This is a genomic window from Devosia sp. 2618, from assembly GCF_040546815.1.
GTDB lineage: Bacteria > Pseudomonadota > Alphaproteobacteria > Rhizobiales > Devosiaceae > Devosia.
In genome coordinates, this window is the sequence record NZ_JBEPOO010000001.1 from 459402 (window position 1) to 476394 (window position 16993).

Annotated in this window: 16 protein-coding genes; 6 read left to right on the forward strand and 10 right to left on the reverse strand. The window is 61.2% G+C overall.

Features of this window, described 5'->3' with window-relative positions:
* The first annotated feature begins 148 nt into the window (after positions 1 to 148).
* Together ABIE28_RS02180 and ABIE28_RS02185 are read left to right on the forward strand one after the other, a co-directional pair.
* Complete coding sequence (locus ABIE28_RS02180) at positions 149 to 370, forward strand: NepR family anti-sigma factor (RefSeq protein WP_502913351.1); 222 nt, start codon at positions 149 to 151, stop codon at positions 368 to 370.
* Positions 371 to 374: 4 nt separating this feature from the next.
* Positions 375 to 929, forward strand: coding sequence for an RNA polymerase sigma factor (locus tag ABIE28_RS02185; protein WP_354059707.1), 555 nt, complete (start codon positions 375 to 377; stop codon positions 927 to 929).
* Here ABIE28_RS02185 and ABIE28_RS02190 read toward each other — a convergent pair.
* Positions 904 to 1299: a response regulator gene (locus tag ABIE28_RS02190; protein ID WP_354059708.1), complete on the reverse strand. Its 396-nt coding sequence runs from the start codon at positions 1297 to 1299 to the stop codon at positions 904 to 906. The genes ABIE28_RS02185 and ABIE28_RS02190 overlap by 26 nt on opposite strands.
* A gap of 126 nt (positions 1300 to 1425) precedes the next feature.
* Between ABIE28_RS02190 and ABIE28_RS02195 the strand changes: the two genes are divergently transcribed.
* The 4 genes from ABIE28_RS02195 (at position 1426) to ABIE28_RS02210 (ending at position 6249) form a co-directional block, all read left to right on the forward strand.
* Positions 1426 to 2181, forward strand: coding sequence for a Crp/Fnr family transcriptional regulator (locus ABIE28_RS02195; protein ID WP_502913352.1), 756 nt, complete (start codon positions 1426 to 1428; stop codon positions 2179 to 2181).
* Positions 2182 to 2355: 174 nt separating this feature from the next.
* Entirely contained in the window at positions 2356 to 3696 is a 1341-nt protein-coding gene (locus tag ABIE28_RS02200; RefSeq protein WP_354059709.1) for a sensor histidine kinase, read from the forward strand.
* A gap of 24 nt (positions 3697 to 3720) precedes the next feature.
* Positions 3721 to 4629 (forward strand): diacylglycerol/lipid kinase family protein, encoded by a 909-nt coding sequence (locus ABIE28_RS02205; RefSeq protein WP_354059710.1) that lies wholly within the window; start codon positions 3721 to 3723, stop codon positions 4627 to 4629.
* 96 nt (positions 4630 to 4725) lie between these two features.
* Positions 4726 to 6249, forward strand: a complete 1524-nt coding sequence (locus ABIE28_RS02210) for a sensor histidine kinase (RefSeq protein WP_354059711.1) — start codon at positions 4726 to 4728, stop codon at positions 6247 to 6249.
* Between the two features lie 33 nt (positions 6250 to 6282).
* On the opposite strand, the gene ABIE28_RS02215 is transcribed toward ABIE28_RS02210, so the two are convergent.
* The 9 genes from ABIE28_RS02215 to ABIE28_RS02255 all read right to left on the reverse strand — a co-directional run bounded on the left by ABIE28_RS02215 (position 6283) and on the right by ABIE28_RS02255 (position 16947).
* A complete protein-coding gene (locus ABIE28_RS02215) occupies positions 6283 to 6720 on the reverse strand; it encodes a phage holin family protein (protein WP_354059712.1) in 438 nt (145 codons plus the stop codon).
* A 1-nt stretch (position 6721) separates the two neighbouring features.
* A complete protein-coding gene (locus ABIE28_RS02220) occupies positions 6722 to 7084 on the reverse strand; it encodes an ElaB/YgaM/YqjD family protein (protein ID WP_354059713.1) in 363 nt (120 codons plus the stop codon).
* A 221-nt stretch (positions 7085 to 7305) separates the two neighbouring features.
* Positions 7306 to 7464 carry a DUF3309 family protein gene (locus ABIE28_RS02225; protein WP_354059714.1) on the reverse strand — a complete coding sequence of 53 codons (159 nt, stop codon included), beginning with the start codon at positions 7462 to 7464 and terminating at the stop codon, positions 7306 to 7308.
* Between the two features lie 47 nt (positions 7465 to 7511).
* The gene (locus ABIE28_RS02230) at positions 7512 to 7676 is read right to left on the reverse strand and encodes a hypothetical protein (RefSeq protein ID WP_354059715.1); all 165 of its coding nucleotides are present in this window, start codon (positions 7674 to 7676) and stop codon (positions 7512 to 7514) included.
* A 100-nt stretch (positions 7677 to 7776) separates the two neighbouring features.
* A complete protein-coding gene (locus ABIE28_RS02235; RefSeq protein ID WP_354059716.1) occupies positions 7777 to 8655 on the reverse strand; it encodes a transglutaminase family protein in 879 nt (292 codons plus the stop codon).
* Positions 8656 to 8660: 5 nt separating this feature from the next.
* Complete coding sequence (locus ABIE28_RS02240) at positions 8661 to 11063, reverse strand: circularly permuted type 2 ATP-grasp protein (protein WP_502913353.1); 2403 nt, start codon at positions 11061 to 11063, stop codon at positions 8661 to 8663.
* 9 nt (positions 11064 to 11072) lie between these two features.
* Positions 11073 to 14423 (reverse strand): transglutaminase family protein, encoded by a 3351-nt coding sequence (locus ABIE28_RS02245; protein WP_354059718.1) that lies wholly within the window; start codon positions 14421 to 14423, stop codon positions 11073 to 11075.
* Positions 14424 to 14675: 252 nt separating this feature from the next.
* Positions 14676 to 16259, reverse strand: a complete 1584-nt coding sequence (locus tag ABIE28_RS02250; RefSeq protein ID WP_354059719.1) for an FGGY-family carbohydrate kinase — start codon at positions 16257 to 16259, stop codon at positions 14676 to 14678.
* Between the two features lie 19 nt (positions 16260 to 16278).
* Positions 16279 to 16947, reverse strand: a complete 669-nt coding sequence (locus ABIE28_RS02255; RefSeq protein WP_354059720.1) for an HAD family hydrolase — start codon at positions 16945 to 16947, stop codon at positions 16279 to 16281.
* Positions 16948 to 16993 lie beyond the last annotated feature (46 nt).

The window sequence follows — 16993 nt, forward strand, 5'->3', positions numbered from 1 at the left end:
ACTCCCAGTGACGCTTTAGGCACTTGATACACCAATTACCGCAACGGAGCGTGGTGGAAAAAGTTCCCACAGTGCGGAACTTTTTTCAGGCTGGTGCATTTTGCTAGCCGACATGGCAAGAATTACACTCTGACGGTCTAGACACTGCATGATGAAGGACAACTTGGTGACCCAGCAACGTATGCGAACGCAAACGGGGCGGGCAGATGATGGACTGGGTCCGAATACGGACATCGGCTCACGTTTGCGCGCCCTCTATGGTGCAGTGCAGGACGAGGGCGTGCCCGACCAGCTGCTGGACTTGCTGGAAAAACTGGACAGCGCCGAAGATGCGCAGAAGGCGAAAAATACCTCCCGTGACGGAGAGTAGCGCCATGAGCACGGAACCAACCTCTTTCAAGCGCGAAATGCTCTCGACCCTGCCGAGCCTGCGCGCTTTCGCTGTGTCTTTGACCGGCAAGCACGACAAGGCCGACGATCTGGTGCAGGATACCGTAATGAAGGCTTGGGCCAAGCAGTCCAGCTTCGAAATGGGCACCAATATCAAAGCCTGGCTTTTCACCATCCTGCGCAATGAATTTTACAGCCAGATGCGCAAGCGTGGCCGCGAAGTGCAGGACACCGATGGTGCCTTTACCGAACGTCTGTCGGTGCATCCGTCGCAGTATGGCTCGATGGACATGCAGGACTTCAAGAAGGCTCTGGCGCAATTGCCGGATGACCAGCGTGAAGCCGTGATCCTGATCGGCGCATCGGGCTTTTCCTATGAAGAAGCTGCCGAGATTTGCGATTGCGCCGTCGGTACCATGAAGAGCCGCGTCAGCCGCGCGCGCACGCGCCTGCAGGACATTCTCAAGGTCAGCGGCGAAGCCGATTACGGCCCAGATGCCGTCTCGGCTCAGGTCACGACACAGAACCACTCGTTCTAACATTTTTGGCGAGCGCCTCCGCGACGGTGCTCGCCAGCAATTCTTCTGAGATCGGCTTGCTCAATGCGAGCAGGTCGGCGCGTCCGGGTAGTCTGCCATTTGCCGTTCGGGCGGTGGTGATCAGTGTCACCGGGACGTCGATTGCGCTCAACGCGTCCATCAACGCACATATTTGCGACAAGTCCGATCGAACTTCGATCACCGCCAGCGCAAAGTCCGGCCACGCATCGCGTTGCTGTAGAGCGGCTTCGGCATTGCCGACGATCAGCATCTTGCTTGCGCCTAAAGTCTCCAACATGCGTTGAATGTCCAGCGCGATCAGAAGCTGCTCCTCGACGATGAGGACGGGTCGTTCATCGATCATGGTCATTCCGCAAATTTGGAGCCGACTTTTGCGGGCATTATCGTGGCGGTGTCATTTAAGTTTGACACGTGGGGAACGTCAGTCGGGCAGAGGCGTTGCGCTTGAAGTTCCTTCCAGCGTCACAGGTCCGCCTTGTCTTTAGTTTTGCCAAGTTCCGGGCGCAGAGTGCCGTGCGAACAGTGTCCCCTGCGCGCCATGCCAAGTTTCCGGCCATTTGAATCGCAGGAATTGCGCTTCGTCTCGTCATTCAAGACCGGCGAACTGGTTGCTGAAGCGGGTTCGACGCTACTCTCCGAGGGCAGCAATAGCGTCCATCTGTATACCCTGCTGTCAGGCTGGGCCTTTCGCTACAAGACGCTACCGGATGGCCGTCGCCAGATCCTCAATTACATGTTGCCCGGCGATCTTGTGGGGCTGCAAGGATCGGTGATTGGCGAGATGGAGCATTCGGTGGAGGCGCTATCGCCGCTAGTGCTGTGCGTGTTTCAGCGCAACCGGCTCAACGAGCTGTTTAGCAATCATCCTGGACTGGGCTTTGATATTACTTGGCTGGCCGCTCAGGAGGAGCGGATGCTGGATGATCATCTGTTGAGCCTTGGTCGGCGCAGCGCCTTGGAGCGGGCCGCCTATCTCATTGCGTTTCTCCATCAGCGCGCGACATCTGTTGGGCTGGCGTCCAACAAGAACCTCTATCTGCCGATCACGCAGATGCACGTCGCCGATACACTCGGTCTTTCGATCGTTCATACCAACAAGACCCTGCGCAAACTCGCCGAGAAAGGGCTTATTAGGTGGTTGGATCGGTCCTGCGAAGTGCTCGATAGCGATGGCTTGATGCAACTGGCCGAATGGGAAGGACTGCCGGACCGGGTGCGGCCTCTTATTTGAGTATTAATCAGGCCTCAAATGCGCCACGACTTATTCGCAACCTCGAAATGTGAATCAATTTCGAAACAAACCCAAATAGGTCTGGTCCTGTTACCATAAATGAGCATCGCTAGCGGGATGGAAGGCCAAGTACAGATCAAGACCCAAAGGCGTCTTTCCCGGCGACGAATTGCTGTGTTTGCATCGTTGGCCCTCGTGGTGCTGGCTGCGGTATCGGCGCTGTTTCTCGTGCAGGGGATTGATCGCCAGATCGGCGATGTGACCGGCACCTATGATGTTCGCAGCCAGGCGCGCGAACTCTCGATGGCGCTGAGCGAGGCGGAAAACAGTCAGCTTGGCTATGTGCTGACGGGCGACACCTCCTATGTTGAGCCGTTCCAGCGCTCCATCGCCGCGATTGCGGCGCATATGGATGGCCTTAGCACCATCACCAAGGCCGATCCGCTGCGCTCCAGCAGCCTGCTGGCCATTGCCGCCGAAGTGAGATCGATCACCGATGAAATGAGCCACACGGTCGATCTGGTGCAAGCGAACCGAAATGGCGAAGCGCGTGCGCTGATCAGGGGCGGTAGCGGCGAACAGATCATGGATGAGCTGCGAGACATGCTCGAGCAGTTCATTGCCGCCGATAATGACAAGCTGATCGAGCGCAGCCAGACCATTGACCAGTATCGCCGCTGGCTGGTTGCCGCGATCATTGCTGCCTTGGCCGGTGCAGTTTTGCTGACCTATGTGCTGCTGTCCCGCACGCAGCGGCAGGTGAGCGCACTGGCGCAAAGCCAGAATGCGTTGCTCACCGAAAACGAAGCGCTGGAAGCCCATGTGGCCGAGCGCACTAAGGATCTTGTCGAGGCGCGGGCCTATGCCGAGCGCGAGCGGCAGCGCGTTGAGGCTTTGCTGCAGGATAGCAGCCACCGGATCGGCAATTCGTTGGCGACGGTGTCGTCGCTGCTGGGTCTGCAATTGTTACGCAGCAATTCTGACGAAGTTCGGCAGGCGCTGGAGGCGGCGCGTTTGCGGGTTCACGCCATCGCGTCGGCGCACCGTCGCCTGCGGCTGGGCGATGACATGGAAACGGTTAGCGCCGACGAGTTTTTGAGCGCGGTGCTGGAAGATATCGGCGCCACGGCCGATGATCCAAAAGCCATCAACCTCAGTGGCAAGTTCGATCTGATCACCATCAGCGCGCGTGATGCGACGACGATTGGTATTCTGGTCGGCGAGCTGGTGACCAATGCGGTCAAGCATGGTTTCCCCAATGGCCGGACGGGCACTATCACTGTCGCGTTGCAGCGTGACGCTGTCGGTGTGCCTGTGTTGAGCGTGGCCGATGATGGCGTGGGCATTGCCGCCGACAAGCAGCCCGGCGATGGTGGGCTTGGCTCGGTCATTATCAAGCAGCTCGCCAAGCAATTTGGCGGTGAGCCGCAATATGAACGGCGGGACGGAGGCGGGCTGATCGTCAAGGTTCCGCTTCCCGGTATCGAGAACGCGCCGCCCCTGTCTTCGTCCTGACCTCGTCGCCGGTGGAGATACCAATTGCGCTTCATTGCTGTGCTCAATCGCGATGGTGGCACGTTGCGGACGATGGACCTCCCCGCCTTTGCAGCCAGCGCCGTCGAAGTCTTTGAGCGACACGGACATAGCCTTGATTGCGTGATCGTCGGTGGCAGCGAGGTCGAGCGAGCCTTGCGCAAGGCGGCGAACGATCCAGATGCCGATGCCATTCTGGCCGGCGGCGGCGATGGCACGATCTCGTCTGCTGCCCGGATCGCCTACGAAACCGGAACACCCCTGGGCATATTGCCGGTTGGCACGATGAACCTGTTTGCGCGGGCGCTCAAAATCCCGCTGGTGCTGGCGGATGCGCTTGAGGCGATTGCGGGCGGCGAGGTGGGTAGCGTCGATATCGCCACGGCCAATGACCGCGCCTTCGTGCATCAGTTTGGCGTCGGCATTCATGCGCGGCTGGTGCGTATTCGTGAGAACATGACCTATCGCAGCCGGATCGGGAAAATGCTGGCAAGCCTTCGGGCGATTGCTGCGGCAGCGATGCATCCGCCGTCCTTCGATGTGCTGTTCGAGACCGAAAACGGGCTGCAGAAACGCCGCGTTGCCGGCGTCGCTGTTTCCAACAATCCGCTGGGTGACGGTCAGATCCATGCCGAACGCCTCGATGCGGGGCTGCTCGGTGTATATATCGCGGCGCCAATGTCGACCTTTGCGCTGATCCGGCTGTCGGTGGACGTGTTTCGGGGTACCTGGCGCGAGAGCGAGATGGTGTCCGAAATGGAGGTGCCTTCCATCTCTTTGCGGTTCCCCCGGCGCAAACGCGAGTCTTACGCGGTGGTCGATGGTGAGCTGATCAAACTCGACAGTTCGGTGGCCCTGAAGGTGCACCCGGGCGCCATCAAAGTGATCCTGCCAAAAATTTCAGAAATCGCATAAAAAGATGGAACCTTATATCGAGGTCCTCCGTTAGCATGAGTTAGGCACGGCAATGTACGTAGCCATCCGATCTCCAAATTGGCTTCAGGACGACAAGTGACAGACCACAGGGGCCGCCTTCCCGAAGACATCAGGAAGGTGATTGACGATCCGGAACGCCTCAAGGTGTTGATGGAATTGGATGTGCTGGACAGTGGTCCGGACGCAGATTTTGACCGTCTCAGTCGCACAGCGGCGCATATCTTTAATACCGAGATCGCTCTGGTCACGCTGCTCGACACAAAGCGGCAGTGGTTCCGCTCGTGCTTTGGTGTCGGCAATCTGACGGAGGCGTCGACCGAACAATCCTTCTGCGCCCACGCGCTCGGCCTTCCGATCGGTCTTGAGGCGCTGGTGGTGCTCGATGCAACGCAGGATGACCGGTTCAAGGACAGTCCGTTGGTCACCGGTTGGCCGGGCATTCGGTTCTACGCCGGTGCGCCGGTGGTGATTGCCGGCAAAAAGGTTGGCTCGCTCTGTGTCATCAGCGCCAAGCCGCGCGATGCGCTTGAGCCGAACCTTGTTGAGCAGTTGGTTGATCTGGCGGGGCTTGCCTCCACCCTGTTTGCCCTCAAGGACGAGGCGCGTGTGCGTGCCCGCACCGAGGCGGATTTGGTCCGCGAGGAGTGGCGCCACGCGCTGACGCTTGAAGCTGGCAAGGTCGGTAGCTGGGTCTGGAATATCGAACTGGGCGAAGTCGTGTGCAACGACATGTTCCGCCGCATGTATGAGCTTCCCGAGATCGGCACCGTGCAAATCGACCATGTGCTTGGCGCCATCCACAACACCGACCGGGTCGCCGTGCAGGCAGCGCTCAATGCCAGCATGACCGAGGGCGTCGATTTTAACGTCGAGGCACGCGTTGCTACCTCTGGGCGCTGGCTGGCGATGCGCGGTCGGGTTTACCAGCGCGATGCCACGGGCAAGCCGCTGGTGATGATGGGCGCCAGTATCGATGTGTCGGAAAGCAAATTTACCGCCGAGCATACGCGCCTCCTGCTGCGCGAACTCAATCACCGAGTGAAGAACACGCTGGCGATGATCCAGTCGGTGGCGCGTCAAACCATCCGGCAGAATCCGGATCCAAAGGATTTCATCGCCGCCTTCTCGGGCCGGTTGCGCACCATTTCCGACGCGCATGTTCTGCTGGCCGATCGCGATTGGAGCGGGGTGCAACTCTATGAAGTGATCGCCTCGCAACTCGGGCCTGATTTCCTGACCAAGCCTGACCGCGCGGCCGTGCATGGCAGCGACGTAATGCTGCCGGCCGATCATGCGCTGGGCTTGGGACTTATCCTCCATGAACTGACCACCAATGCGCACCGCTATGGCGCCTGGTCGGGTGAGAAGGGCAGTGTCAGCATTGATTGGGAGCTCAAGTCCGAACCCGTTCCCGGACTATCGCTGACCTGGCGTGAAGTCGATGGCCCAGCTGTCGCTACGCCCGAGGAATATGGGCTGGGCGTGCGGTTGATCGAGCGTAGCCTTGCCAAGGTGCTCGATAGCGAAGTCGATCTCAATTTTGATGTGAACGGCGTGGTCGCCAAGATCTGGATGCCGCTGCCCAGCGAACATGCTTGAGGCCGTCCCTTTCGGAGCGGCCTCAAAGATCGTTTAGCTGTCGGATTTATCCGAATTGCCGCGGACCAGAAGGAAGGCGGCGATAGCGGCTGCCGGCAGACCCAAAGTGCGCACCAGCGGCGATTTGAGCAGCACTGGCAGTGCCGTGAGGGCGGCGGTCGTTACGAAAGCGCCAGTCTCGCTGGAGCGGCGTTTGACGGCCTGCTCGTGTTTGCGACGGCCCTCGCCGAGCTTCATCCCGAAATAGACGCACAGCGCCAATACGAGAAAGACTGCGGCAAGGATCAGAGCGGCGTAGATCGGGCTCAGGGCATCGGCGAGCGCCAGAAACGCCGCCACCACGAGGAAGATAACCCCGACCAGGCCCAGCAGGACGATCACCGCATTGATGATCACCGCGTTGCGGACCCGTTCGGTTATCGTTTCGACCTCGATGCCGAGCAGGGCGGCAAGCGGAGCCAGAATGTTCATCCTAGTGCCGCGATAGCAGAGCGAGAACGAAGCCAATGCCGATCGCGCTGGCGACAGCAGTCAGTGGCTTTTCGCGAATGGTCGCCTTGAGCTGTTTTTCGATGTCGCTGGCCTTGTCCTGCACGTCTTCAACGACCTGCTGGCCCTGACGCTGCAAATGGCGCGCCTCGCTTTTGGCCACATCGCGCACTTCATTGACCTTGTCATTGCTGAGGCGGGCCAGGGTGGCTGCGATGGACTTCAAATCGTCTTGCAGCTGGGAGACCTGATCTTCGAGCTGAGCCTCACGAACCTTGCCGGTTGCACGGCTGGCAGAGCTGGCTGGCTTGCGACGGGTTGGTGCGAGATCGGGTGTAGTTGCCATTGGACGCTCCTGTAATTGCGAGGGGGGAACGCTCGGAAACGGCCATAGTTCCATAGGCTTGGAAAGTAGTTCCGGGCTGACCTAAAGAAAGCGCCCCAATGCACGCGAGGTGCATTGGGGCGGCAAGGGGCGGGAGAAAGGGGGGCGTCTTTCTGCCCGCGGGCGCACGTCGCTATTGCGAGAACCAATGACTGGCTGCGCCTGTTTTTGTCACCGGATGACTATATACGTCCCATCAACACCAAAATCAGTATGACGACAAGTACTACACCCAGAATACCGGAGGGAAAGTAACCGAAGCCGCGCGAGTAACCCCAGCTGGGTAATGCGCCGATCAACAGCAAAATCAGAATGATGATGAGAATTGTACCCAAGGTCATGGGAGCTCTCCTTATTGTTCTTGTGACGCTTTAGGTGTTGGCCAGCCCTAGAGGATCGCCAACATCAGCACAGCAGCGGTGGCCAGGATCAAAAGAGCAGGGGCGAGGGCGCGGAAGACATCGCCATAATGGGTCTGCCCATCATAGCCTTCAGTCCACACCATTGTCGTGCGGCCTGCGTTCTCAAGTGCCTTGATTTCCATGCTCGTCATGACTGCCTCCGCCTTGTTTGAGTGCACGTTGTTGTGCTTGCTCAAAGAACGGGATGCAGAGCGTTTGGTTCCGCTAGGCGATTGGAAATAGAGCGGCGATCTATTCTACGCGTAGCACATCGACTGACTGGGTGGTCTCGTGCGAGCCATGGGTTTTGAGCACGCCGACGATGGGGGAGATATCGGCATAGTCGCGGCCATGGCCTATGGAAATGTGGTCCTGACCGGCGATCATCGCATTGGTTGGATCGAACTCGACCCAGCCGGCATGCTGGCCACACCAGACGCGCACCCAGGCATGCATTGCGTCGGCGCCTTCAAGGCGGGGTTTTCCGGGAGGGGGATTGGTGCGCAGGAAACCGGACACATAGCCTGCCGGAATGCCGATACCGCGGAGGCCCGCGATCATCACATGGGCGAAGTCCTGACAGACGCCCTTGCGCAACTCGAACGCCTCGACAGGTTTGGTTTCGACGTCGGTCGCCTTGGGGTCATAGGTGAAATCGCGATGGATGGCGGTGCACAGGGCCATTGCGGTCCCCATCACCGATGGCGCACCAGCGGTTACCTCGGCTGAATAGTCGGTGATCGCATGCACCAACGGCACACGGGGCGACGCGGCGAGAAAATGATGCGGGCTATTGGGCTCGACCGACCAGTAGCGCGAGATTTCCTGGCTGAGCTGAGCCCGCGATGGCGATAGATCGGCGGGCGGATTGCTGTCTTCGACCTGAACGCGGGCGCTGAGACGAATGTCGAGATGATCGTGCTGGGCGACATAGGTCAGCGTCGTAACCGAGTTGCCGAAGAAATCGGTGAAGGTGCTGGTCTGCTGCGGGCGTGGCTCAAACGAGAGACTTGAGGCGACGACGCGCTGGGTGCCGGGCACACTGACGGGCGCAACTCGGATGAGGTGCCGCCCGCCGTGGACGGTGGCGTCATAATCGTAGTGCAGCCAGAGCCGGACATCATAGAGCATGGCGGTTACACGAAGTACGCAGCGGCCACGAGGCCGGATAGCATGCCGATACCGGCAGCCAGCTTGTCGAGGCGTTCGGGCGTCATATCGGCAGCGTCCGCCACGCGCAGTTCGGTTTCGATCTGCAGCGCAGCCTTGGCGGCAGGGGACAGTTCACCGTCGTCGATGCCGCCCGGCAGCATTTCGATCTGGCTACGAAGCTCGGTGAGCTGGAAAATGACTGCGCGTGGATTGAGCGGGTCAAGGATCAGCAGATCGACCGAGCTTTGTGTGCCAGCGCTGACCGAATAGCGGCGCCGATGCGACATGACGCTGTCGCCAACTTCGAGCAGCATTTCCAGAGACCCGTCAGGCGCGTCCTTGCTGGTGAGCCAGCTGACAACGCGGGCCATCTGGATGGCGCGTTCCAAGCGGCGGCCGAGTTCGAGGAAACGCCAGCCGGCGAAGCGGTACATGTTTTCGTGCACGAGGCCGGAGAAACCCGCCAGCTTGCGCAGCAGCACCGTCATCGAGCGCGTGGCGTCATCGCCCGGTTTGACGCGGGTGGCGAAACGTTGGGCGGTTTTCTGCAGGTCGTTGAGCGCCAGCCAGCCATCGGGTGAGAAGCGGTCGCGGATCTGTCCGGCGCTGTGTACCGCGCTGTCGATGGACGCCAGCAATCCCTGTGGCATGCCTTCGGTCACATCGACGTCGATGCTTTCGAGAAACTCGGCGCAGCGGCTGAGGATTGGCAGCTCAGCGTTGGACAGCTCGGCGAGGCGGACATTGTAGGCCCGAAGAATGCGCACAGTGGCTTCGCAGCGCTCGGCATAGCGGCCCAGCCAGATCAGATTGTCAGCGGCGCGGCTCGGCAGGCTGCCGGGCGAGTTGCGGACAAGCTTTTTGCCATCTTCTGGCAGCAGCGAAACGCGCTCGACCGGCTTTGAGGATAGTACCCAGACGTCGGCGGCCTGACCGCCACGTTGCATGGCGATGGCGCTCGTATCGAGGGTGGAGCCGACGCGGGCGAAGCCGCCGGGCATGATGGTCCAGCCGTCTGCCGTGCGGGCCGCATAGACGCGCAGCGTAATCGGGCGCGGCTGCAGCTTGCCGTCGATATAGACGGGCGCCGTGGAGAGGCGGACGGGCTCTTGACCCACATAGTCAGCGCCATTGGCACGGATGCGGTCGAGCAATGCGGCCTTCTGATCCTCCGGAATGGACGAGCCGAGCGCCGTGCCGCGCAGGTCATCGAAAGGCAGGTTGGTGGCAAAGGCCGGGCCAATCAGCAGATTGTCGAAATTGTCGATCACATGGCGCAATTCGCCAGCCTGACCGCACCACCAGGTGGCAATTTCGGGCAGCAGCAGTTTGTCGCCAAGCAGCTTGCGGGCGAGGCGCGGCATGAATGCGGAGAGGGCGCGGGTTTCGAGCAGGCCGGTGCCCAAGGCATTGATCATCGAGATCGAGCCATTGCGCAGCGCTTCGACCATGCCGGGCGTGCCGATGCGGCTATCGTAGCGCAGCTCCAGCGGATCAACGAAGGAGGCGTCCATGCGGCGCCACAACACGCTGACCGGCTTGAGCCCGGCGACGGTGCGGACCATGACCTTGCCGTCTTCGATGACAAGGTCTTCGCCTTCGAGCAGCATCAGGCCAAGATAACGGGCGATATAGGCGTGTTCGAAATAGGTTTCGTTGAGCTGGCCCGGCGTCAGGATGCCGACGCGGCCGCCGTCGCGCTTGGCGTCGGCAAAGAGGGTGTCGCGAAAGCCACGGAAGAAACCCGCCAGCCGATGCACGTTCATATCCGCATAGATGTCGGACAGAGCGCGGGTGGTGGCGACGCGATTCTCGAGCGCAAAGCCAGCGCCGGATGGAGCCTGCGCGCGGTCGCCCAGCACCCACCAGTCGCCATCGGGGCCACGGCCCAATTCGAAGGCGCAGAAATGCAGGTAGTGGCCGCTGACGGGTTTGACGCCGACCAGGGGCCGCAGGAATTCGCCGTTGCGGGCGACCAGCTCTGGCGGCAGCAGGCCTTGCTGGACCAAAGAGTTGTCGCCGTAGATGTCGGCAATAACGGTTTCGAGCAGTTCGGCGCGCTGGACGAGGCCGGCGCTGATGCGGGACCAGTCGGCTTCGCCGATCAGCAGCGGCACATGGGCTAGCGGCCAGGCGCGTTCCTTGCCTTCGGCACCGTCATATTTGCGGTAGAAAACGCCGGCGTCGCGCAGATATTGGTCGGCGCGTTCAAAGCGTGCGTTCAGCTCTTCGGGGCCCAGCTGATCGAAGGCAGCCATCAGCTGTGACCAACCCGGACGGATGTTGCCGTCCGCGTCGATCATCTCGTCGGGTACGTCCGGCTGCAGCTGATAATCCGCTATGATGCTAGGGCCGGCTGGAGGCTTGCCACGTCTATGATTCCGCATGTCCATGCGCTACCAGAAGCGCGGCGGCCGGCGCAGGTCAAGCGTCAGCGGAAACTCATCCGCAGGCTTTTCGGGGCGCAGGTCATAGCTGCCGGCGGTGTAGTTCTGCGGCACGAAACGGGCGAGGCGGCGGGCCTCGGCTTCGTTGCCATTGACCGGGAACGTGTCATAGCTGCGGCCACCCGGATGGGCGACGTGATAGACACAGCCGCCGACCGATCGCTTGGTCCAGGTGTCGTAGATGTCAAACACCAGTGGCGTGTTGACCGGCAGGGTCGGGTGAAGGCCCGAAGCGGGTTGCCACGCCTTGTAGCGCACACCGCCGACGGAAACGCCCTTGGTTTCCAAAGCCTTCAATGGGACGGGGCGCTGGTTGCAGGCGACGATGTAGCGCTCAGGATTGAGGCCTTCGAGCTTGACCTGCAGTCGTTCGACCGAGGAATCCACAAAACGCACCGTGCCGCCGATGGCGCCCTGTTCGCCCATGACGTGCCAAGGCTCGAGCGCCTGACGCAGTTCGAGCTTGATGCCTTCAAATTCAACTTCGCCGCAGAATGGGAAACGGAATTCGAGCTGGGCGGCAAACCATGCCGGGTCGAGCTTGAAGCCGTGACGTTCGAGATCGGCGAGGATGTCGAGGAAGTCCTGCCAGACATAGGCGGGCAGCATGAACCGGTCATGCAGGGTGGTGCCCCAGCGGGTGAACGGGCCATCGAGCGGGTCTGTCCAATAGCGGGCGATCAGAGCGCGGATCAGCACCTGCTGCGCCAAGGACATGCGCGCATTGGGCGGCATTTCAAAGCCGCGGAATTCGACAAGGCCGAGGCGACCGGTGGGGCCGTCCGGGGAGTAGAGCTTGTCGATGCATATTTCGGAGCGATGGGTGTTGCCGGTGACGTCAACGAGCAGATTGCGGAACAGGCGATCGACCAGCCAAGGCAGCGGCGCGGGTTCGCCTGACTGCGGATGCGGCACCTGCGCCATGGCGATTTCGAGTTCGTAGAGGCTGTCGTGGCGGGCCTCGTCAAAGCGAGGCGCCTGGCTGGTTGGGCCGATGAACAGGCCTGAAAACAGGTAGCTCATTGAGGGGTGGCGCTGCCAATGCAGCACCAGCGACTTGAGCAGATCCGGACGGCGCAGGAACGGGCTGTCATGCGGCGTGGCGCCGCCGACAACGACGTGGTTGCCGCCGCCGGTGCCGGTGTGGCGGCCGTCGATCATGAACTTGTCGGCGCCTAGGCGCGACTGACGAGCCTCTTCGTAGATCGCGGTGGTGGTCGCAACGCAATCGTCCCAGTTTGAGGCTGGGTGGATGTTGACCTCGATGACGCCGGGATCGGGCGCGACGCGGATGACATTGAGGCGCGGATCGTGGGGCGGAGCGTAGCCTTCAAGGTGCACCGACTGGCCGATTTCGCGGGCGGCGGCTTCGGTGGCGGCCACAAGCTCCAGATAATCCTCGAGCTTTTCGACCGGTGGCAGGAAAACGCAGAGGCGGTGATCGCGGACTTCGGCGGTGACGGCAGTGCGCACCTCGCCGAGGATTTCGCTGATTTCCTGCTCGGTGCGATCCTGCTGCTCGCTTGCGGCAGTAAAGGACGATGCGGCTTGCGCTCGTGGATCGGCTTCCAGCCCGCTTTTCTGGCGAGCCAGCACTTCGACTGGGTCAGGTAGAGGACCGCGCGGGGCACCGGGGTCTTGCGCCACGACATGCGGATATTCTGTGGGCTTGAGATGTTTGAGCGAGCTCAGCGGCAGCCGGTATCCGGCTGGGCTATCGCCGGGCGCGAGGAAAAGCTTGCCGCGGCGGGTCTTCCACGTCTCGGTGAGCCATGGGCTGGATGCAGCAGCGTTCCAACGCTGGACGGGCAGGACATAGCCGGTGGGGTTGGTCAGGCCGCGCTCGAACACTTTTGCGATGCGCGAGCGGGCTTCGGGATCGGCCAGTTCGGAATTGGCCGGATCGACGTTCTGCGGAAGGTTTGCTTCCTTGAGCAGCCACTCGCCGGGGTCCTCATAGGCTTCGGCAATGGTTTCGCCTGTGAGGCCAAGATTGCGGGCGAAAGCCTGCAAGAAGGCGGCTGCATGCTGGTGGTTTGCATCGGTCTTGACACCTTCGCGGGCGATCAGCTTTTCGTCGCTCCAGACGGGTTTGCCGTCGACGCGCCAATAGAGCGAAAAGGTCCAGCGCGGTAGCGTTTCGCCGGGATACCATTTGCCCTGACCGTAATGCAGCATGCCGTTGGGCGCAAAGCGGCTGCGGAGGCGCCGGATCAGGTCATCGGCGAGGACGCGCTTAGTGGGGCCGACGGCGCCGGTGTTCCATTCGTCGGCTTCAAAGTCGTCAATGGACACAAAAGTCGGTTCGCCGCCCATGGTGAGGCGGACATCGTTATCGACCAGAACCTTGTCGATCTGTTTGCCGAGCGCGTTGAGTTCGTCCCAGCTGTCATCCGAGAACGGCTTGGTGATACGCGGGTGTTCGGCGACACGGGTGACCTTCATGTCGAAGGCGAAGTCAACCTCGGCATAGGAGGCAAAGCCAGAGATCGGCGCGGCATTGCGGAAATGAGGGGTGGCGGCCAGCGGCACGTGGCTTTCGCCCGTGAGCAAGCCTGACGTGGGGTCGAGGCCAACCCAGCCGGCGCCGGGAAGATAGACTTCACACCAGGCGTGTAGATCGGTGAAATCGTGATCGGTGCCGGCAGGGCCATCGAGCGAGACCAGATCGGGCTTGAGCTGGATCAGGTAGCCCGAGACAAAACGGGCAGCGAGGCCGAGATTGCGCAGGGTTTGCACCAGCAGCCAGCTGGAATCGCGGCAGCTGCCCTTGGCATTGCCCAGCGTTTCTTCCGGCGACCAGACGCCCGTTTCCATGCGCACGATATAGGCAATGTGCTGCTGGATGGAGGCGTTGATGGCGGTGACGAAATTGACCGTATTGGTCGGGGTCTTGTTGATGCCGTCGATAAAGCGCTGCAGCAGCGGGCCAACTGGCTCGGGCTGCATGTAAATGGAGAGATCAGCCCGGATGTCTTCGGGGTATTGGAAAGGCCAGATCTCGGCGCTTTCTTCGACGAAGAAATCGAATGGATTATAGACCGTCATATCGGCGACGAGATCGACTTCGATCTTGAGTTCTGTCACCGGCTCGGGAAAGACGAAACGCGTCAGGAAATTGCCGTAGGGGTCCTGCTGCACGTTGACGAAGTGCAATGAGGGCGAGACCTTCAGCGAATAGCTGAGCACCTTAGTCTTGGAGTGTGGCGCTGGTTGCAGCCGGATGATCTGCGGCTGCAGATAGACCGGACGATCATATTTGTAGTGCGTCAGATGGTAGACGGCTGCTTTGATCGACATACGTTCGCGTCGCTCGTTTCATGCCAAGAATTTGACTTCCCGATGAACAGCTTAGCGGTGTTTGGGCGCGGGGGATAGGTGATTGGTGGCCGGGCGGGAGAATGTTGAACACTGTGTCATTCCCATGCGCTAGCGCTGTCCACGGACTTGATCCCCAGGTCTTTGGCCGCTTGTGCCGTGCTGGAAGTGGCCCTCTGATCACGTCCGAGGGAGGCGATTGTGGCTGTGGGAACATTGAGGCAATCGTTGGCCTCACACCATCGCGTCGATGACCTGACGCTGCTTCAGCATTTCGAGGAAGATGCGGTAGTCTTTGTCAAATTGGGTGCGGGCCGCAGCGTCGGGCGCGCGTTCGCGGCCGCCTTGCTGCATGGCGACGCAGGCGGCGTCGAGGCTTGGGTAAAGGCCGGCGGCGGTGGCGGCGACCATGGCGGTGCCGAGAAGCGTGGCGTCCTTGGCCGAGGATTCAACGACGCTGCAGCCGGTGGCGTCGGCATAAAGTTCCATCAGCACGGCGTTCTTGGTGTGGCCGCCGGCGACATGCAGAGTGTCGATGGCGTAGCCGCGGGTGTTGAACGTATCGAGGATGTGGCGGACGCCCAGCGCGATCGAAACCGAGGTGCGCCAATAGAGGCGGCAGAGGCTATCGAAATCGCTGTCGAGGGTGAGGCCCGACATGACGCCGAGGGCGAAGGGGTCGCCGAGGGGCGAGCGATTGCCGTGGAAATCGGGCAGGACGTGCAGGCGGTCGGCCAGTGCGCGGCCCTCGCGCAGGCGCAGTTCCATGATGCGATGGGCAATGCGGCGGTGCATCTGGGGCGTCGGCTCGCCGCCGGCGCCATGCCACTTGATGATGTGATCGAGCAAAGCGCCGGTTGCGGACTGGCCGCCTTCATTGAGCCAGACTCCCGGCAGAACGGCGCCGAAATAAGGGCCCCAGACGCCAGCGGTGGGCCGGTCTTCGGGCGATAGTGCCATGACGCAACTGGATGTTCCCGCGATCAGTGCGAGGTGGCGGTCGATGGTTTCGACGTCATGGGCGAAGGCGCCGAGCACGCCCAGGGCGCCGGCGTGAGCGTCGATCAGGCCGACGCCGACATGGCAGCTTGTGGTGAGGCCGAGTTCGGCGGCAGCTTCGGTGGAGAGCGCGCCGAGGTCGGTGCCGATCTCGCTGGCACGCTCGGGCAGGGCCGCTTTTTGCATCAGATCTTCAAGCCCCACACGGGCGAGGAAATCGTGCTGCCAGCCATCCGAATGGGCCAGATAGGTCCATTTGCAGGTAAGCGTCGACTGGCTGCGCGCCATGGATCCGGTGGATTTCCAGGTGAGGAAATCGGTCAGGTCGAACATCATGCCGGCGCGGGCCCAGGTCTTTTTCATATGGCGTTTCAGCCACATAAGCTTGGGCACTTCCATTTCAGGAGACATGACGCCACCGGCATAGTTCAGCACCATATGGCCGGTCGCGGTGCATTCCTCGGCCTCGGCGAGTGCGCGGTGATCGAGCCAGACGATGGTGTCCCAATTGTCCTGACCATTGGTCGAAACGGTCACCGGACGGCTCTGCGCGTCGCGCACCACCAGCGAGCAGGTGGCGTCAAAACTGAGGCCTTTGACATTGACTGGATCGGCACCGGCAGTGGCCATGGCGTCGCGCACGGCGGCACAAACGGCTTGCCAGATCTGTTCGCTATCATGCTCGGCATGATTAGCGTCGGTACGATTCATCACGATGGGGTATTCGGCACGGGCAAGCAAAGCACCCTGCGCCGTCAATACGCCCGCACGAGCGCTTCCTGTACCAACATCTACTGCAACCAGAAGGCTATGCGTCAACGTCAGAGGGTCTTTCTTCTTAGTTCGATAGCGACCCTACTAGATCGGGCAACGCATTCATATCGTCGAAGATGGCGTCGGGATGCAAGCCTTCAACGATTGGGCGCAGGCCGCCGGGTTCGACATGGCTGCCGCCGAGATAGCCCAGAACATGCATGCCGGCGCGGCGGGCGGCGGTGATACCGGCGGGGCTGTCTTCGATGACGAGGCAGTTTTGCGGGTCGGTACGCATGGCGGCGGCGGCGTGGAGGAAAAGGTCGGGGGCGGGTTTGCCGTGTTCGACCATGCTGGCGGAATAGATGTTGTGCTCGAACCAAGGCAAGAGGCCGGTGAGTTCGAGGCTCAGGATGATGCGTTCGGGGCTGGACGACGAGGCGACGCAGAACGGGGTGGTGAGGTGGCCGAGGACGTCAGGCAGGCCGGGGGAAGCGCGCAGTTCCTTGCGGTAGAGGGCGTAAAGTTCGCTGCGCATGGCCGCCAGTGTGGTGGCGCCGAGGGGGACGCCGTGGCTGTTGGTGAGGCTTGCGGACACCGATGCCAGAGAGCGGCCGAGATAGTCGCGAAAGGCGATTTCTGGTGTAATTTCAATGCCCTGGGCGGCGATGGCGGTGATGAGGACGCGCATGGCCAGGGGTTCGCTGTCGACCAAAACGCCATCACAATCGAAGATGATGAGGTTGATGGTCATGGTATGCGGGCGGTCGATAGCGCCCCAGTATCCCGGCCAATCCACC